This window comes from Neomegalonema perideroedes DSM 15528, from assembly GCF_000374145.1.
GTDB classification, from domain to species: domain Bacteria; phylum Pseudomonadota; class Alphaproteobacteria; order Rhodobacterales; family Rhodobacteraceae; genus Neomegalonema; species Neomegalonema perideroedes.
Map to the genome: position 1 here is coordinate 377550 of NZ_KB893654.1, position 18153 is coordinate 395702.

General features: G+C 68.8%; 16 protein-coding genes. 13 read left to right on the forward strand and 3 right to left on the reverse strand.

Annotated features, from left to right (window positions below):
* The first annotated feature begins 120 nt into the window (after window positions 1–120).
* The 10 genes from pal to B161_RS0108945 all read left to right on the forward strand — a co-directional run bounded on the left by pal (window position 121) and on the right by B161_RS0108945 (window position 11138).
* On the forward strand, window positions 121–1038 hold the full coding sequence (gene pal, locus B161_RS20235; RefSeq protein WP_018633043.1) for a peptidoglycan-associated lipoprotein Pal: 918 nt from the start codon (window positions 121–123) through the stop codon (window positions 1036–1038).
* Between the two features lie 215 nt (window positions 1039–1253).
* Complete coding sequence (locus B161_RS18830; RefSeq protein WP_018633044.1) at window positions 1254–2357, forward strand: tetratricopeptide repeat protein; 1104 nt, start codon at window positions 1254–1256, stop codon at window positions 2355–2357.
* Window positions 2348–3673 carry a tRNA lysidine(34) synthetase TilS gene (tilS, locus tag B161_RS17540; RefSeq protein ID WP_018633045.1) on the forward strand — a complete coding sequence of 442 codons (1326 nt, stop codon included), beginning with the start codon at window positions 2348–2350 and terminating at the stop codon, window positions 3671–3673. Before B161_RS18830 ends, tilS begins: the two co-directional genes overlap by 10 nt.
* A 25-nt stretch (window positions 3674–3698) precedes the next feature.
* Complete coding sequence (locus B161_RS19610; protein WP_018633046.1) at window positions 3699–3908, forward strand: DUF2842 domain-containing protein; 210 nt, start codon at window positions 3699–3701, stop codon at window positions 3906–3908.
* Window positions 3909–3925: 17 nt separating this feature from the next.
* Entirely contained in the window at window positions 3926–4582 is a 657-nt protein-coding gene (locus B161_RS0108920) for a tetratricopeptide repeat protein (RefSeq protein WP_018633047.1), read from the forward strand.
* A gap of 173 nt (window positions 4583–4755) precedes the next feature.
* Window positions 4756–6051, forward strand: a complete 1296-nt coding sequence (locus tag B161_RS17545; RefSeq protein ID WP_018633048.1) for an outer membrane protein assembly factor BamB family protein — start codon at window positions 4756–4758, stop codon at window positions 6049–6051.
* A gap of 48 nt (window positions 6052–6099) precedes the next feature.
* Window positions 6100–7260 carry a heat-inducible transcriptional repressor HrcA gene (gene hrcA, locus B161_RS0108930; protein WP_018633049.1) on the forward strand — a complete coding sequence of 387 codons (1161 nt, stop codon included), beginning with the start codon at window positions 6100–6102 and terminating at the stop codon, window positions 7258–7260.
* On the forward strand, window positions 7250–8050 hold the full coding sequence (locus B161_RS17550) for a nucleotide exchange factor GrpE (protein ID WP_018633050.1): 801 nt from the start codon (window positions 7250–7252) through the stop codon (window positions 8048–8050). The genes hrcA and B161_RS17550 overlap by 11 nt, the downstream gene beginning before the upstream one ends.
* A 6-nt stretch (window positions 8051–8056) precedes the next feature.
* Window positions 8057–9187, forward strand: a complete 1131-nt coding sequence (locus B161_RS0108940) for an AAA family ATPase (RefSeq protein WP_018633051.1) — start codon at window positions 8057–8059, stop codon at window positions 9185–9187.
* A gap of 109 nt (window positions 9188–9296) precedes the next feature.
* Window positions 9297–11138, forward strand: coding sequence for a M3 family oligoendopeptidase (locus tag B161_RS0108945; RefSeq protein ID WP_018633052.1), 1842 nt, complete (start codon window positions 9297–9299; stop codon window positions 11136–11138).
* A gap of 80 nt (window positions 11139–11218) precedes the next feature.
* Here the strand turns inward: B161_RS0108945 and B161_RS17555 are convergent, their stop codons facing one another.
* From B161_RS17555 to B161_RS0108960, 3 genes are read right to left on the reverse strand one after another with little or no spacing between them, the layout of a single operon-like run.
* Window positions 11219–12112, reverse strand: a complete 894-nt coding sequence (locus tag B161_RS17555) for a transglutaminase family protein (RefSeq protein ID WP_018633053.1) — start codon at window positions 12110–12112, stop codon at window positions 11219–11221.
* 4 nt (window positions 12113–12116) lie between these two features.
* Window positions 12117–13061, reverse strand: a complete 945-nt coding sequence (locus B161_RS0108955) for an alpha-E domain-containing protein (RefSeq protein ID WP_018633054.1) — start codon at window positions 13059–13061, stop codon at window positions 12117–12119.
* A 14-nt stretch (window positions 13062–13075) separates the two neighbouring features.
* Window positions 13076–14479 carry a circularly permuted type 2 ATP-grasp protein gene (locus B161_RS0108960; protein WP_018633055.1) on the reverse strand — a complete coding sequence of 468 codons (1404 nt, stop codon included), beginning with the start codon at window positions 14477–14479 and terminating at the stop codon, window positions 13076–13078.
* 325 nt (window positions 14480–14804) lie between these two features.
* Here B161_RS0108960 and B161_RS0108965 point away from each other — a divergent pair, with 325 nt between their 5' ends.
* From B161_RS0108965 to B161_RS0108975, 3 genes are all read left to right on the forward strand, one after another.
* The gene (locus tag B161_RS0108965; protein ID WP_083922939.1) at window positions 14805–16202 is read left to right on the forward strand and encodes a glutamine synthetase family protein; all 1398 of its coding nucleotides are present in this window, start codon (window positions 14805–14807) and stop codon (window positions 16200–16202) included.
* Complete coding sequence (locus tag B161_RS0108970) at window positions 16202–16843, forward strand: ribonuclease HII (RefSeq protein WP_018633057.1); 642 nt, start codon at window positions 16202–16204, stop codon at window positions 16841–16843. The genes B161_RS0108965 and B161_RS0108970 overlap by 1 nt, the downstream gene beginning before the upstream one ends.
* 113 nt (window positions 16844–16956) lie before the next feature.
* Window positions 16957–18114: a site-specific DNA-methyltransferase gene (locus B161_RS0108975; RefSeq protein WP_018633058.1), complete on the forward strand. Its 1158-nt coding sequence runs from the start codon at window positions 16957–16959 to the stop codon at window positions 18112–18114.
* The last annotated feature ends 39 nt before the right edge of the window (window positions 18115–18153 follow it).

Sequence of the window (18153 nt, forward strand, 5' to 3'; positions counted from 1 at the left end):
GACGCCTTTGTGAAGCAGAAGCGCGCGAGCGCGTCCGCGAAGGGGTTGATGCTCCTTCGGGCGGCGGGTAAGTTTCTCGTAACCTGTTTCAGGAAACCACGTCCCTCTGAGGAGCGATTCATGCGCGGCTTTTTTTCCCGCAGCGTTATTCTGTCCTGCGCCGTTCTGGCCCTGACCGCCGGCTGCGCGACGAAAAGGCCGCAGACCGGCACCTCGACGAGCGCCACTGAGCTGGGCGCTTTCGGCCCCGGCGGCTTCCCGGGCGATTCTTCCGGTCTGGGCGGCGTCGGTTCGGGCGTCGGCGGCGGCTTGGCCGACGGCGCCGCGCCGGGCGGCCTCGTGATCGGGCCCGACGGCCAGATCGTCGGCGGCGGCGGCCTCGGCGGCGTCGGCGGCCAGAGCGTCGTCGGCCCGGACGGCCGCGTCTACGATCTCGGCGGCGGCTCCTCCAGCCCGAGCCTGCTCGGCCCGAGCGTGGTCGGCGGCGGCTTCGGCGCGGGCGGCGGCCTTGGGGGCGTCGGCGGCGGTCTGGGCGGCGGCGCGGGCGGCCTTGGGGGCGGCGCGATCTATAATCCCGACGGCTCTCTGGCGGGCGGCGGATTCGGCGGCGGCGCCGGCGGTCTGGGCGCGGGCGGAACCTCGGCGGGCGGCTACAGCTTCCCCGGAGACGACGGCTCGGCGCAATATTTCGCCGTCAACGTCGGCGACCGCGTGCTCTTCGGCTACGACAGCTCCGATCTGGACGCGCCGGCCCGCGACATCCTGCAGCGTCAGGCCGCCTGGCTGAACCTGCATCCGAACGCCTCCATCGTGATCGAAGGCCATTGCGACGAGCGCGGCACCCGCGAATACAACCTCGCGCTGGGCGCCCGCCGCGCCAATTCGGCGCGCAGCTATCTGACCTCGCTCGGCGTGGCCTCCAGCCGCGTCGAAACCATCTCCTACGGCAAGGAGCGCCCGGTTCAGGACTGCAACAGCGAATCCTGCTGGGGCCAGAACCGCCGCGCCGTGACCGTGGTGCGGTCGGCGGGCTTCTAAGGCCGGGTTGTGGCGCTGGGGCGACAGGTCGCGCGTTTTCGCTCCATGAGGGCGCGCGACATGCTTTCGCCCCATTCCGCGCAATGATTCCTAAGAGGCTGATGGGGTAAAACGGGCGTCGCGCGCAGCGGAGCCGGCTCGGAGCCCTCCCCCCGGAGGGCCTCCCGACGCTTCGCCCTCGGCGTGACGAAGCTTGCGTACTGGAGACTGACACGATGATCCCCGGCCTTGCGTCCCGGCGCCGCCCCGGCCTCATCCTCATGATCGGGGCCTTCACTGCGGCCTTGTTCTCTCCTCCGGCGCCCCGAGCCCAGCAAGTCTGGACAGGCGCGCCGCCCGTCGCCAATCCCATGCCGGTCTCCGGCGACCTCAACGCGCGGCTGGAGGGGATGGAGCGGGAGCTGCGTCGTCTCGGCGGCGAGATCTCCCGTCCCGAGCTGGACAACGCCGTGACGCGCCTCGCCCGCGACCTTGAGGCTCTGCGGGCGGATCACCGCCGCTTTCAGGCCGACGTGGATCGTCGTTTGCGGGATCTCGAAGCCCGCGCAGGCGCGCCCCGCGCCGTCTCGGCGAGCCAGCCCGAGCCGATCCGCCCCGAGCCGATCCGCATCGATCCGCCTTCCGCTTCGGGCTTCGTCGTGGAGACGCGTCCGCCTTCCCCGCCGCAGATCGGCCTTGCGCCCGCGCCGCCCATCGGCTTCGGCGCGCCGGTCCTGCGCGACGAGCCCCCCGCCATGCCCGTGATGGGGCTGGAGGGCATCGAGGTCTCCGCGCCGGGCGTGCGCATGCCGGTCGCGCCGCCGCCGAGCCTGCGCGTGCCGACCATGGTGGTCGACGCCGCGCCGGATCTCGGGGATATGGACATCGTCATGTCTCCGCCGCGCCCGAGCCTTCAGCCTGCGCCTTTGCGGCCCGCCGCCGCTCCGGCGGGGGCCTCGCCGCAGAGCGATTACGACGCCGCCCTGCGTCTTCTGGAGACGGGCGGCGCGGATCAGGCTCTGGAGCTCTTCGGACGCATCGTCGGCGCCGCGCCCAATGATCCGGTGGCGGGCTCGGCCCAATATTGGATCGGCGACATCCATTTCCGCAAAGCCGAATACGACCTTGCGGCCCGCGCCTTCCTCGATTCCTTCCGCCGCTGGCCCGAAGGCCCCAAAGGCCCCGAGAGCCTCTTGCGGCTGGGCATGACCCTCGCGGCCACCGGCAAACACGCCGAAGCCTGCGCTGCCTTCGCTCAGGTCTCCGCGCGCTATCCCGGCGCCGCGCCGGACGTGCTCGGCCGCGCCCGGATCGAGACGCAACGCAATCAGTGCTCCTGAGGCCCGAAAGGCCGGAGGAGGAGGGCGCAGGGGATCCGCTCGCGGAGCGCCTGCGCCTTCGGCTTGAATCGCTGGAGCCCGCGCCGGGGCCTTTGGTCTTGGCGGTCTCCGGGGGCTCGGACAGCGCGGCGCTGATGCGTCTGGCGGCGGCTTCGCCGCCGATCCGCCGCAGGGTGGCGCTGGTCGCCACTGTGGACCACGGCCTGCGCCCCGAAAGCGCCGCCGAGGCCGCTCAGGTGGCGCTCTGGGCCGCCGAACTCGATTTTCCCCATGAGATTCTGATCTGGCGCGGAGACAAGCCGCAGGGCGATCTTTCCTCCCGCGCCCGCGCCGCGCGCTATGATCTTCTGCGCGCCGCCGCCGAAGCGCGGGGCGCCGCGCTGGTCGCGGCCCACACCGCCGAGGATCAAGCCGAGACCTTTCTGATGAATCTCGTCCGGGGCTCAGGGCTTCGGGGGCTGGCGGCGATGCGTCCGCGCAGCCTGCGGGGGGGCGTCCCGCTGCTGCGGCCTTTGCTGGATCTCGGGCGCGAGGAGCTGCGCGCTTGGCTGAGGGCGCGGGGCGCGCCTTGGATCGAGGATCCTTCCAATCTGGATCTGCGGCGCCTGAGGCCGCGTCTGCGTCAGGCGGCGGCGCTTCTGGAGGGCTTCGGCCTGAGCCGCGCCCGGCTTCTGGAGACCGTGGCCCATCTCGCCCGCGCCCGCGAGGCTCTGGAGGCGGCGGAGGCGGCTCTGGCGGCGGAGGCTCTGACCGGGGGGCCGCTCGGCGAATCGCGCCTGAGCCGCGCGGCTTTGGCCGAGGCTCCGCGCGAAGTCGCCTTGCGGCTCTTCGCGGAGATTCTGCGCCGGGCGGGCGGCGCCGAGCATCCGCCGCGCTTCGCCTCTCTGGAGCGGGCTTTCGATCTTTGGATGGGCGGGGGGCTCGGGGGCGGGATTTCTCTGGGCGGGGCGCTGCTGCGGCCTCTGCCGGGGGGCGGGCTCAGCCTCTCGCCCGAACCGGGACGGACGCCGCCGCCCGAAGCCCTCGCGCCGGGAGAAAGCCGCCTCTGGGCCGGGCGCTGGCGGGTGACGCTCGCGCCCGACGCGCCGCAGGGGCTCGAATTGGCGGCGCTCGGCGCTCAGGGCGAGGCGCTTCTGAAAGCCGCCGCCCGCGAAGGCTGGAGCCCGCCCGAGGTCTGGCGGCTCGCGCGGCCCGAGGCGCGCCGGGCCTCGCCCGCTCTGCGGCTGGAGGGCGCGCTCTGGGCCGTTCCGGCCGCCGGATGGGGCGCGCATAAGGCCAAGGCGGTTCTTGAGGATCGCCGAGACGCTGGACGATGAACGCCGCGCCTGATATGCGGCGCTCATGACCAGACGTTGGCGCATCTTCGCCGGATCCATCCTCATGATGGCCTATATCGCGGCTTATTCTCTGATCGCGGCCTTTGTGGTCGGCGCATGGGAGCGGCCGTCCCTCTGGGCGGAGCTGGCGCTTTACGTCTTTCTCGGAATCGTCTGGATCCTGCCGCTGAAGCCCCTCTTCAAGTGGATGGGCCGGGGCGCGCCGGATCTCTGAAGCAGGATAGGGCGCAGATGGCCACGGACGGCGATAGTTTCATCCATGAGGTGAGCGAAGAGCTTCGGCGCGACCGCATGTATCGGGTCTGGCGCCGTTTCGGGCCCTGGCTGATTCTGGCTTTGACGCTCTTCGTGCTTTGGTTCGCCTGGAGCGAATGGAGCAAGCACCAGAACCGCCGCGCCGCCGAAGCGCGCGGCGACGCCTACGCCGCCGCCGTGGCTCTGCCGCCCGGCCCTGAGCGCGTTTCGGCTCTGGAGGCTCTGAGCCGTCAGGGCGGCGGGGCCGCGCCCGTGGTGCTGATGCGCGCGGGCGGGATTCTGCTCGAGGAGAAGGACGCCGCAGGCGCCGCCGCGAGCTTCTCCGCCGCCGCGCGATCGGCGCAATTGCCCGAGAGCTGGCGCGAATTGGCGCGTCTGCGCGCTCTGATGGCCGAGGCCGATTCGAAGCCCCCGGCGGAGCTGCTCGCCGCTCTGGAGCCTCTGACCGCCGAAACCCAGCCTTGGCGCTATTTCGCCCGCGAGCTGAAGGCCATGGTCCAGATGCGCGCCGAAGACTTCCCGGGCGCCTCCGCCACGCTGGAGGCTCTGGCTTCGGCGGAGAATCTGCCTGGCGGCATGTCCGCCCGCGTGGAGGCCATGCGCCGCGCGCTCGGCGTGGTCGAGGCGCCCTGAGGCGAGCTTTCGGCCGCCTTTGCGGAACGCGCCGCGCGAGTCTCGCCTTTCGGATGGTTTTCAGAGTAAGATGGCGAAACGCGCGCGTCCGGTTCGGGTCTCCGGCCGGAGCGGCGCGGGATTTCGCGCCTTTCCGGGGCTGTGCGAGCCCCATGATTTCGAGGAGTAGGCCCATGAGCGCCTCCGCTTTCCGCATCACGCTTCAGGCCGCCGCCGTGGCGGCTCTGCTCGCCGGATGTTCAGGGGGCGGAGGGGGATGGTTCGGCGGAGAGCGGGAGACGCCTCTGGAAGGCGAAAGGATCTCCATCCGCGCCCCGGCGCCGCCGCCCTCCATCGCGGGCCGCGCGCCCGCGCCCTCCGCGCCGGTCGCCAACGCCGAATGGAGCCAGTTCAACGGCGGATCGGCCCGCGCGGGCGGACATCTGGCGTTGGCCGCCGATCCGGCGCCCGCTTGGCGGCGCTCCATCGGTGCGGGCGGCAGGCTGGCCGCGCCTCCGGTGGTGGCGGACGGACGCCTCTACGCTCTGGACTCCGGCCTGAATCTGACCGCCCTTGACGCCGGATCCGGCGCGGATCTCTGGAGCGTCGGGCTGCGCCCCGAAGGCGACCGCGGGTCGGGCGGGCTCGGCGGCGGTCTGGCCGCCGAAGGCGGGCGGGTCTACGCCGCCACCGGCTACGGCGAGGTTCTCGCGCTGGATTCCGCGGGCGGGCTGCTCTGGCGCGTCTCCGTGGGGGCGCCGGTGCGCTCGGCGCCTGCGGTTTCGGGCGGGCGCGTCTACGTGCTGACCCGCGCCGACGAATTTCTGGCTCTGAACGTCGCGGACGGCTCCGTGGCTTGGCGCCGTCAAGGCTCTTCGGGCGGCGCCAGCGTCTTGGGCGGCGGCTCGCCCGCCGTGGCGGGGCCGGTGGCCCTCGCGCCTTTCAGCTCCGGCCTGTTGTCGGCCTTCATGGCGGCGGACGGGCGTCCGGGCTGGGAGATCTCGACCCTCTCCTCCGGCGCGACGCGCGGCGCGGGCGTGGGCGTGGCTTTGCCTCAGGTGGCGGGCGACCCCGTGGTGGTGGGCGAAACCGTTTACGCCGGTTCGCGGGCGGGCGGGCTGGTGGCGGCGAATCTCCGCACCGGCGAAGCCGAATGGCGCCGCGAATTCGCCGTGGAGCGTCCGGCTTGGCCTGCGGGGAGCGTGCTTTACGTCGCCAGCGTCGACGGGCGCGTCCGGGCGCTGGATCGGGCCACGGGCGCGACGCTCTGGGAGATCGATCTCGGCGCGGGCGGCTGGAGCGGCCCGGTTCTGGCGGGCGGACGCCTGCGGGTGGCCTCGGCGTCCGGGCGTTTCTTCTCGCTCGATCCGCAGACGGGCGAGCCGCTCGGCGAGATGCAGCTGAGCCGAGGCGCGGACGCCGGGCCTGTCGTGGCGGGCGGAACGCTCTACATTCTCTCCAACGACGGAATGGTTTCGGCCTATCGCTGAGCGGCGCGCCGCCGCGGCGAGGCCGCTTGAGGCGAAGGAGCGCCGCGCATGCCCGACTCCAGAAAGCCTGCGGGCTCCGGGCTTCGTCCGATGGGGGCGAGCCTCGGCGAGATGACCGACCGCGCGCGGGAGATCTTCCGGCGCGTGGTCGAGGCCTATCTGGAGACCGGCGAGCCCGTCGGCTCGCGGACCCTCTCGCGGGCGCTGGAGGAGCGGTTGTCTCCGGCCACCATCCGCAACGTGATGCAGGATCTGGAGCTGATGGGCCTTCTGGCCTCTCCGCACACCAGCGCGGGCCGGACCCCCACTCAGGCGGGCCTGCGGCTTTTCGTGGACGCGCTGATCGATCTCGGCGAGCCCGCGCCGGAGGATCAAGCCCGCATCAAGGCCGCGCTCGATCCGGCGGCGGGCGACCTCAACAGCGCTTTTCAGGCGGCGGGCGCGGCTTTATCGGGGCTTTCGCGCGGGGCGGGTCTGGTGATCGCCCCCACCCGCGAGGCGCCGATCAAACATATCGAGGTGGTGAGCCTCGGGCCTGAGCGCGGGCTTCTGGTGCTGGTCGGCGCCGACGGCACGGTGGAGAACCGCCTCTTCACGCCGCCCCCCGGCCTGACGCCCTCGGCCATGGCCGAGGCGAGCAATTTCCTCAACGCCTTTCTGCGCGGCGGCACTCTGGAGGAGGCGCGCGGCCTGCTGCTGGCGCGCATCGAGGAGAACCGCGCCGAACTCGACGCCGCCGCCGCCCGGCTCATTGAGACCGGACTCGCGGAATGGGCGGGCGTGGGGGCCGGGGCGGGGCGGGGGGCGCGCCTGATCGTCCGGGGGCGCTCGAATCTGCTGGAGGACGGGGCCTCCGCCGCAGATCTGGAGGCCGCGCGCCGGCTCTTCGATCTGCTGGAAAGGCAGGAGGACGCCGCCGAATTGCTGGATCTGGCCCGCGACGCCCAAGGGGTCCGCGTGTTTTTAGGATCGGAAACGAAATTATTCTCGCTTTCGGCTTCGGCGCTGGTCATATCTCCCTATATGAACGCGGAAAGGCGGGTCATCGGGGCCATCGGCGTGATCGGCCCGATGCGCCTCAATTACGCGCGCGTGGTGCCCATCGTGGAATATACGGCGCGGCTCATCGGACGCACCCTCGGAGGGGCCTCCGAAGAGCGCCGGGCTTTGGGCGCCGCCTCTAAGGAAGGAGAGTCTCATGGCGGATGAACAGCCGACGCAGAAGGCGGAGGATCCTGCGGCCGAGGCCGCCGCGGCCGAAGAGGCCCGCGCCGAAGGGACGGAGCAGGAGGACGGCGCCGAGGGCGAGCCCTTGGGCCATGGGGCCGGGCTGGAGGCCGAACTGGCCGCTGTGAAGGATCGTCTGCTGCGGGCGCTCGCCGAGGGCGAGAACGACCGCCGCCGCGCCGCCCGCGACCGCGAGGACGCCGCCAAATACGGCGGAACGCGCCTCGCGCGGGACATCCTCTCGGTCTACGACAATCTCGAACGCACGCTCTCCAGCGCCGACGAAGCCAGCCGCGCCGCCGCCAAAGACTTCTTCGAGGGCGTGGAGCTGACCCGCGCCGAATTGCTCTCCGCCTTCGCCAAACATCAGATCGAGCCCATCGACACCTCTTTGGGCGTGCGCTTCGACCCGAATCTGCATCAGGCGATGTTCGAGGCGGTTTTGCCGGGGGCTCCGGCGGGCAGCGTCGTGCAGACCATGCAGACCGGCTTCACCATCGCGGGACGTCTGCTGCGTCCGGCCTTCGTGGGCGTGGCCAAGGCGCCGCCCGCCGCCGCCGCTCCGGCGCCCGCCGCCGAGGAGGAGGAGGCCCCCGCCGCCGACCCCGACCCCGCTCCTCAAGAGGAGGCGAGGGCCGAGGCCGCCGAAAAGTCCGGGGAGAAATCTGCGGAGAAATCTGCGGAGAAATCCGCCGAGGCCTCCGCCGCGCCGCGTCCGGCCTCCGCTCCGCCTCCGCCGCGCCCCGGCGCCGCGCGCACGCGTCGCGACTGATCCGACGTGATCCGCGAGATCCGCATCGAGGGCTACCGCTCGCTGCGGGCCGCCTCCATGGCCATGGGCCGCCTGAGCGTCGTGACCGGCGAGAACGGGGTGGGCAAGACCAACCTCTATCGCGGGCTTGAGCTGCTGCGGGCGGCGGCGGTGGGCGATCTGGCCCGCCGCCTCGCGCAGGAGGGCGGCATGGCCTCGGCGCTCTGGGCGGGGGCGACGCCGCTTGATCCGCAGGCCCCGCCCGAGGCGCCCAAAGCGCGCCGCGACGCGCGGCTGAAGCTCGGGGTGCGGCTGGAGAGCCTCGAATATGAGATCGTGCTGGGGCTGCCCGGCCCCACCGATCCGGCTTTGGCGCTGGATCCGGTGGTGAAGGAGGAACGCGTCTCCATCCATGTGGACGGCCGCCGCGCGGTCATGCTGGAGCGCAAGGGCCCCCATATCTCCGCCCGCGAGCCGGACGGCGCATGGCGCAGCTATAAGGGCGCTCTGCTCATGGCCGAGACGGCCTTGGCCACCCTGCGCGATCCGCATCAATTCCCGGAGCTGCATATCCTTCAGAAGCGCCTCACGGATTGGCGCTTCTACCACGGCTTCCGCTCGGACGCGGACTCGCCTTTGCGCCAGCCTCAGCCCGCGGTCTGCGCGCCGACGCTGGATTCCGACGGCGTGAATCTGGCGGCGGCTCTGGCGACGGCGATCCACCTCAAGGAGGGGCCGCAGGGCGTGGAGCGCTCCGAGGTGGGCCGCGCCGTGGAGGAGGCTTTCCCCGGCTCGCGGCTGGAGTTCGTGGAGGCGGCGGGGCGCTATCTGGTGGCCATGCGCACGCCGGGCTTTCCGCGCTCTTTTTCGGCGCCGGAGCTTTCGGACGGAGTCCTGCGCTATCTGGCTTTGGTGGGGGCGCTCTGCGCCTATCGCCGCCCCGACTTCATCGCGCTGAACGAGCCGGAGGCGAGCCTCCATCCCGCGCTGATCGCGCCTTTGGGGCGGCTGATCCTGCGGGCTTCGGCGGAGGCTCAGATTCTCGTCGTCAGCCATTCCGACGCCCTCGCGCGGCTGCTGGAGCAGGAGGGCGGGGCGCGGGTTCTGCGTCTGGAGAAGCTGCGCGGCGAGACGCGTCTGCCGGACTCCGCCTTCTGACGATCTCCGCCTTCTGACGATCCGTCTTTCGCGGCCTTTTCTCCGCAAGGCCCCGCTCCTATATCGAACTCCGAGACTCCCCGAATCGTTCGTTCTGAAAGGCCTCTCCATGCGCGATCCCGTTTTTGGGCCCCTTTTCGATTCCGCCGAAGCCGTCTCCGGCCGCCGCGAGCTCGGCCCTTTGCCGGAATGGGATCTGACCGATCTCTATTCCTCGCCCGACTGCGCGGAGATCAAACGGGATTTCGAGCGCGTTCAGGCCGAAAACGCCGCTTTCGCCGCCGATTATCAGGAGAAGGTCGCGGGGCTCTCCGGCGACGGGCTGGCGCGGGCGATCTCGCGCTATGAGGACACCGGCGAGACCATGGGCCGGATCGGCTCCTTCGCGGGCCTGCGCTATTACGCCGACACGACGGATTCCGCCAAGGCGAAGTTCCTCGCGGATTCACAGGCGCGTCTGGCGGAGGCCTCGTCTCTGGCGGTCTTCTTCACGCTGGAGCTGAACCGCATCCCCGACGCCGATCTGGAGGCCAAATACGCCGAAAGCGCCGCGCTCCGCCGCTATAAGCCCTGGATCGAGGAGGTGCGGGCCTTCCGCCCCTATCAGCTCTCCGACGATCTGGAGAAATTCCTCCATGACCAGAGCGTCGCGGGAGATTCCGCCTGGGGCCGCCTCTTCGACGAGACCATGGGCGATCTGCGTTATGAGGTCGGCGGCGAGAGCCTGACCCTTGAGGAGACCCTCACGCTGATGTCGCGGGCCGACCGCGCCAAGCGTCAGGCGGCGGGCGAGGCTCTGGCCAAGGTCTTCACGAAGAACCTCCGCCTGTTCGCGCTGATCACCAACACCCTCGCGAAATCCAAGGAGGTGGTGGACCGCTGGCGCAAGGCGCCTTCGCCTCAGACCATGCGCCATCTCTCCAACAGCGTCGAGCCGGAGGTGGTTCAGGCGCTGCGGGATTCGGTGACGGCGGCCTATCCCCGGGTGCCGCATCGCTATTACGCGCTGAAGGCCAAATGGCTCGGGCTCGACAAGCTGGAGTTCTGGGACCGCAACGCTCCGCTCCCCGACCGCCCCGAGCGCGTGATCGCTTGGGACGAAGCCCGCGAGACCGTCTTGGGCGCCTATGGGGCCTTCTCGCCGAAGATGCGCGATTTGGCCGCCAATTTCTTCGAGAAGCCTTGGATCGACGCTCCGGCGCGTCCCGGCAAATCGCCGGGGGCCTTCGCGCATTCGACGGTGCCCTCGGCGCATCCCTATGTGCTGGTGAACTACCTCGGCCAGACCCGCGACGTGATGACCCTCGCCCATGAGCTTGGCCATGGCGTGCATCAGATCCTCGCGGGAGAGCAGGGGCCTTTGATGTCCAGCACGCCCCTGACCCTCGCCGAGACGGCCAGCGTCTTCGGCGAGATGCTGACCTTCCGCGCCCTGCTCGACGCCGAGACCGATCCCAAGACCCGCAAGGCCCTGCTCGCGGGCAAGGTCGAGGACATGATCAACACGGTCTTCCGTCAGATCGCCTTCTATGAGTTCGAATCCCGCGTCCACGCCGCCCGCCGCGAGGGCGAACTCACGCCCGACGACCTCAACGCCATCTGGCTGGCCGTGCAGACCGAGAGCCTCGGTCCGGCCTTCAACTTCGCGCCGGGCTATGAAAGCTTCTGGGTCTATATCGGGCATTTCATCCACTCGCCCTTCTACGTCTACGCCTACGCCTTCGGCGATGGCCTCGTGAACGCGCTTTACGGCGTCTACGAGGAGCGCAAGGCTCAGGGCCGCGCCGAGGAATTCGTGAAGGATTACTTCGATCTGCTCGCGGCGGGCGGCTCCAAGCGCCATAAGGAGCTGCTCGCGCCTTTCGGCCTCGACGCGGGCGATCCGAAATTCTGGAGCAAGGGCCTCGACGTCATCAGCCGCATGATCGACGAGCTGGAGGCCATGGAGTGAGGATTCGAACCTTCCTCCGCTTCTGAAAAAAAGCCCGCCGCGATCTCCTCGCGGCGGGCTTCGTCTGTGGGGCGGCGGGATCAGCCCTGAGATTGGCTTTGCCCGCCGATTCCCTGAAACTGGCCTTGTCCGCGAGTCGGGGAGGGCGTTTCCGCTCCCTCCGCGCGCCGGACCAGAAGGCGCGCGGCCACGACCGCCGCGCCTTCGCCGCCCTTATAGGCGAAGCGGAAGGGATCGGCGTCCGCGGCGTCCAGCCCCGAACAGAGCCGCACATAGGCGTCGGTCGGCGAGAGGTCGTTGGCGGCGTCGAAGCCGATCCAGCCGATGCCCTCGATGAAGATCTCCGCCCAGGCGTGGAGCGCTTCGGTTTCGGCCTCCTCCTCCGCATGGCGATAGCCCAGCACGTAGCGCGCGGGCAGGCCGCGCGTCCGGGCCGCCGAGATCAGGATATGGGCGAAGTCGCGCAGGGAGCCGCGTCCGGCGCCGAGAGCCTCGGCGGCGGTGTGGGGCTTCTCCTCTTCAGGGAGGCCCTCCTCATGGATCATGCGCTCGCGCAGGACGGCCTTGAGCCGATGCGCGACGTCCAGCCCCGAACTGGCGGGCTCGGCGGCGGCCTCGGCCAGAGCCTCGATCGCGGCGTCGGCGCGCGTGGCCTTGGTCCGGCGCAGGAAGACGGCGGGGCGGGCTCTTTCGCGCCAGCCCTTGACCACGCCCGCCAGATCCCGCGTCTCGACGGTTCCGCGGGCCTGAATCTTCACGGCCTCGACCGGTCCGGCGAGGGTCAGGCTGCGGATGCGGTCGCCGGAGCCGTTGGAGAAGGGTTCGGCGAGCTTCGCCTCTTCTCCGCCGTCGATGGTCCAGTCGACGATTCTTTGTCCGTCGAAATCCCCCGGCTGGAGCCGGAGACTGAAGACCGCCGAGCGGATCGGCTGGGCCGTGCGCAGCTCGACGTCATGCGTGATGGTCAGCCGCATGGCCTCACCCTCCATACCAATAGGCGTCGGCTATGGCCGCCGAGACCTCGTTCGTGCGCGAGATGAAGTCCGAGAGGAATTCATGCAGGCCCTCCTGAAAGATGTCCTCCATGGTCCAGCCGTTCAACCGCCCGAAGGAGATGGAGGCCAGATCATGACAGGCGAAGCGCCGGCCATGCTTGCGCTCCAGACTGTCCAGATGCTGGAGGATCATCTCATAGCAATGCGCCAGAGAGCGCGGCGAGAGCTTATTGAGAATCAGGAAATCCGCGATGTAGGCGGGCCGGTATTCGCCGCGATAGACCCAGTGATAGGAGCGCAGCGAAGAGGTCGCCCGCAGGACGGTGGTCCATTGATAATGGTCCACGCCGCCGCCCACCTGCTCCGTGGCGGGGAGCAGGAGGTAATATTTCACGTCGAGGATGCGGGCGGTGTTGTTGACGCGCTCGACGAAGAAGCCGAGCCGCATGAAGTCGTAGCCTTCGTCGCGCAGGCTGGTGGAGTCGAGGGCGCCGCGGAACAGGGCGCCCCGGCTTTTGATCCAGCCGAGGAAGTCGATGAGGCGCTCGCCCTGCACCTCTTCGGCCCGGACGCGCCGCAGCTTGATCCAGGCGTCGTTGATCGCCTCCCAGGCCTCGGTGGTGAGGGCGGTGCGCATGGCCCGGGCGTTATGCCGGGCCGCCGCGAAGCAGGAGATCACGCTGGAAGGGTTCTTCAGGTCGAAGAGGATGTGCTCCACGGCGCTTTCGCGGGTGATCTCTCCATAGCTTTCGGCGTGGCTGTCGGCGGCGGAGGCCGCGGACAACACCGATTCCCATTCCGTGCGATGCCCGGTCGAGGTGGGCAAAGCCGACATGCGCGCGCCCATCTCGACGAGCCGGGCCATGTTCTCGGCCCGCTCGACGTAGCGCGTCATCCAGTAAAGATTTTCAGCGGTGCGGCTGAGCATGATGAAGCGCCCCCTTATTCGGCCAGAACCCAAGTGTCCTTGACGCCGCCGCCCTGACTGGAGTTCACCACCAGAGAGCCTTGACGCATGGCCACGCGCGTCAATCCTCCGGGGATCAGCCGGACCTCGTCGCCGACCAGCGCATAGGGGCGCAAGTCCACATGACGCGGCGCCACGCCCTCCTCCACGAGGGTGGGGGTGGTCGAGAGCGCGAGGGTCGGTTGGGCGATGAAGTCGCGCGGATCGGCCTTGATGCGCTCGGCGTAAGCCTCGCGTTCGGCCTGCGTGGCTTTGGGGCCGACGATCATGCCGTAGCCGCCCGAGCCGTGGACCTCCTTCACCACCAGCTCATGCAGGTTTTCGAGCACGTATTTCAGATCCGTGGGATCGGCGCATTTATAGGTCGGCACGTTGTTCAGGGCCGGAGTCTCGCCGAGATAGAAGCGGATCATGTCCGGCACATAGGTGTAGACGGCCTTGTCGTCGGCCACGCCCGAGCCCGGCGCCGAAGCCAGAGAGACCCCGCCCGAGCGATAGACGTCCATCAGCCCCGGCACGCCGAGCATGGAGTCGCGGCGGAAGCAGAGCGGATCGAGGAAATCGTCGTCGATGCGCCGATAGATCACATCCACGCGTTTGGGGCCGCCGGTGCTGCGCATCCAGACATACCCGCCCTCGACGTAGAGATCCTGACCCTCGACCAGCTCCACGCCCATCTGATCGGCGAGGAAGCTATGCTCGTAATAGGCGCTGTTATAGGCGCCCGGCGTCAGCACCACGATGGTGGGATCCGACTGCGACTTGATCGGCCGCACGCCGCTGAGGGTGCGCCGCAATTGGGTCGGGTAGTCGTCCACCGGCAGCACGCGCCCCCTCGCGAAGAGCGAGGGGAACATGCGCATCATGATCTCGCGGTTCTCCAGCATGTAGGAGACGCCGGAGGGCGTGCGGCAATTATCCTCCAGCACGTAGAAGTCGCCGGGGCCGACCCGCACGATGTCGATGCCCACGATATGGCTGTAGACGCCGCGCGGCGGGTCCACGCCGATCATGGCGGGCTCGAAGGCGGCGTTGCGATAGACCAGATCGGCGGGCACCACGCCCGCGCGGATGATCTCGCCGCGGTGATAGACGTCGTGCAGGAACATGTTCAGCGCCCGGGCGCGCTGGATCACGCCGCGCTCCAGCTTGCGCCATTCCTCGGCGTTGAAGACGCGCGGCACGATGTCGAAGGGGATCAGCCTTTCCGGGTCGCCGCCCTCGCCGTAGACGGCGAAGGTGATGCCGATTTTGCGGAAGAGCGTCTCGGCTTCGAGGCTCTTGCGGCGGAGGGTTTCAAGGTCGGTGGCGTTCAGCCAGTCGCGGATGTCCCGATACGGGTCGTCCGGTCGCCCTGCAGGCCCCATTTCATCATACATGAGCGTCCCCCTTTCATGGTCCTCCGCCGCCAAGGTTACGCGATGCGGCGCCCGCCACAAGACGGAAATGTGAAGTCGTCTCTCTCTGGAAGCTGCGCGTCTTTGACGCAATGCAGCAAGATTGAAGCCCTTACGCCTAAAAATTAAGCGATTCGCCCCTTTCCTAAGCTTTCGGAGAGGGGGAGGCGCTTTGGATCGCCCCCTCTGGGCGAAGCGGATTTCCGCGTCTATAGTCAGGCTTCGCGGCCCATGGGGCGCGGCCCGAGGGTCCGCGTCGTCTCGCGCCTCCCGCGCCTTGGGCGTCGCGAAACACGCAGATGATCACATGGCCGACAGAAGAAACAACCGCGGTTTGAGCCTGACCGTTTCGCCCGAGAATCGCCCCTATGACGTGGAGGAGGCGCGGCTTTGGCTGCGGGATCATCGCATCGAAGAAGTGGAGTGCGTCGCGCCCGATTTCGCGGGCGTGCCGCGCGGCAAGGCCATGCCCTGCTCGAAATTCGCCGAGATGAAGGCGATCTACATGCCGGTCTCGATCTTCTTCCAGACGATCACCGGCATGTACGTCGAGTTCGAGGATCAGGGCGTCTGGGCGGAGCACGACCTCCGGCTGATCCCCGATCTCTCGACCATGCGCGCGGTGCCCTGGGCTCTGGAGCCCTCGGTGCAGGTGATTCACGACCTCGTCGATAAAAAGGGCGAGCCCGTCCCCTTCGCTCCCCGCGAGGTGCTGCGGCGGGTGCTGAAGCTCTATGCGGAGCGCGGCTGGAAGCCGGTCGTGGCGCCCGAGCTGGAGTTCTACCTCACCAAGCGCAACACCGATCCCGATTATCCGCTGGAGCCCCCCATTGGGCGCACGGGGCGTCAGGGCATGGGGAATCAGGCCTATTCGATCTCGGCGGTGGACGAATACGACTCGGTGATCGAGCATATTTATGATTACGCCGAGGCTCAGGGCCTTGAGATCGACACGGTGATTCAAGAGGCCGGCGCCGGACAGATCGAGATGAATCTGATCCATGGCGATCCCATGGATCTCGCGGATCAGGTCTTCATGTTCAAGCGCACCATCCGCGAGGCCGCGCTGCGCCATGATTGCTACGCCACCTTCATGGCCAAGCCCATGGAGGGACAGCCCGGCTCGGCGATGCATATTCATCAGAGCGTGGTGGACGCCGAGGGCCGCAACATCTTCACCGACGCCAAGGGCGATCCGACGCCGGAATTTCATCAGTTCATCGGCGGACAGCAGAAATTCCTCGCGGCGACGGGCTGCGTCTTCGCGCCTTACGTCAATTCCTACCGCCGCCTGACGCCCGACATGGCGGCGCCGGTGAATCTCGAATGGGGCGAGGACAACCGCACGGCGGGTCTGCGCGTGCCGATCTCCGGGCCGGAGGCGCGGCGCGTCGAGACCCGCGTGGTGGGCGCCGACGCCAATCCTTATCTGGCTCTGGCGGTTTGTCTGGCCTGCGGCTATCTCGGCATCCGCGACAAGGTGGAGGCCCGCCCCATGCTGGAGGGCAACGCTTATTCCGGCCAGCATGAGCTTCCGCACGGCTTGCTGGAGGCGGTGAGCCTTTTCGAGGGGACGCCGGAATTGCGCGACGTGCTCGGGCCGGAGTTCTGCGATCTCTACGCAAGGGTCAAGCGCGCGGAATATAACGAATATATGCGCGTGATCTCGCCTTGGGAGCGCGAATATCTCTTGCTGACGGTCTGATGTCCGGGCGGCTTCTCAGCCTGCGCGAAGCCTTTTGGGCGCGGAGCGGCGGCCTCGTCTGCGGCGTGGACGAGGCCGGGCGCGGGCCTTGGGCGGGGCCGCTCATGGCGGGCGCGGTCGCGCTGTCGCCGGACCCGGCCTTGCGGCCTCAGGGCCTGCGCGATTCCAAGAAGCTCAGCGAGGCCCGCCGCGAGGCCCTCGCGGAGGAGATCCGCGCCAAGGCTCTGTTTTGGGCCGTCGCCGAGGCCAGCGCCGCCGAAGTGGACGAGCTGAATCCGCTGCAAGCCAGCATGACGGCCATGCTCCGGGCGGTGGAGATGCTGGGCGCGGCCATGGGGCGGGATCAGCCTCTGGCCTGCATTCTGATCGACGGGAACCGCCTCCCGAAAGGCTTGCCCGCGCCCGCCGAGGCCATCGTGGGGGGCGATGATCTGGAGGAATCCATCGCCGCCGCCTCCATCCTCGCCAAGACGGCGCGGGATCAGGTCATGCGCGATCTGGCGAAGCTGCATCCGCAATATGGCTGGGAGCGCAATAAAGGCTATGGCGCGCCGATTCACCGCGCGGCTCTGGCGAAATACGGCCCGACCGCGCATCATCGCCGCAGTTATAAGCCTGTGGCTCAGATGATTCTCATTTGACTCGAATCGGCTTTCGAGTCCGCGCGTTATCGGCGTTGATTCGATTTTCGCTTGACCTTGGTGATTCGTTGAATCAAGATTCGCGTAAATCCCTGAGGGAGCAGCGAATCACAATGACGGCCCCAAGCAAGATCCGGCGCGGCGCGAACCGGGCGCCTCGCACGGCCGAGGCCGCGGCGCCTTTGCCTCTTGATCAGATCCTCTCCGGCGACTGCATCGCCGCCATGAACGCTCTGCCGGAGCGTTCGGTGGATCTGATTTTCGCCGATCCGCCTTATAATCTTCAGCTGCGGGGCGAGCTTCGCCGCCCCGACGACAGCCGCGTCGACGCCGTCGACGACGAGTGGGACCGCTTCGACAGCTTCGGCGCCTATGACCGCTTCACCCGCGACTGGCTCGCGGCGGCGCGGCGGCTGCTGAAGGACGACGGCGCGCTTTGGGTGATCGGCAGCTATCACAACATCTTCCGGGTGGGCGCGATCCTTCAGGATCTCGGTTATTGGGTGATGAACGACATCATCTGGCGCAAGTCCAATCCCATGCCCAATTTCAAGGGCCGCCGCTTCACCAACGCCCATGAGACTTTGCTCTGGTGCGTCAAATCCGAGAATCAGAAAAGCTATCAGTTCAATTACGAGGCCATGAAGTCCCTCAACGAGGATCTTCAGATGCGCTCCGACTGGCTGATCCCGATCTGCGCCGGCGAGGAGCGGCTCAAGAACGAGGAGGGCGACAAGGCCCATCCCACCCAGAAGCCCGAGGCTCTGTTGCGCCGCGTGCTGCTCGCCACCACCGAGCCCGGCGACGTGGTGCTGGATCCTTTCTTCGGCAGCGGCACCACCGGCGCGGCGGCGCGTCGTCTGGGGCGGCGCTTCATCGGGCTGGAGCGCGAGCCGGAATACATCCGCCTCGCCCGCGAACGCATCGACGCCATCCAGCCCTATGATCCGGGCGTGGTGCGCGGCGCTCCCTCCAAGCGCAAGGAGCCGCGCGTGCCTTTCGGCGCCCTGATTGAGCGCCGCATGCTGGAGCCCGGCGCGGATCTCGTCTCGCCGGACGGCCGGGTCTACGCCAAGGTCCACGCCGACGGCAGTCTGCGGGTGGCGGATCTGGCGGGGCGCGAGCTGGTGGGCTCGATTCACCGCGTGGCCGCCGAGGCCCTCGGCGCGACGAGCTGCAACGGCTGGACCTATTGGCGCACCCGCCGCGACGGGCGGCTCGTGCCCATCGACCTGCTGCGTCAGGAGATCCGCGCCCAATACGCCGAATGAAGGCCGCTTCTTGATCTGATCGCGCAATTTATCCGAAAA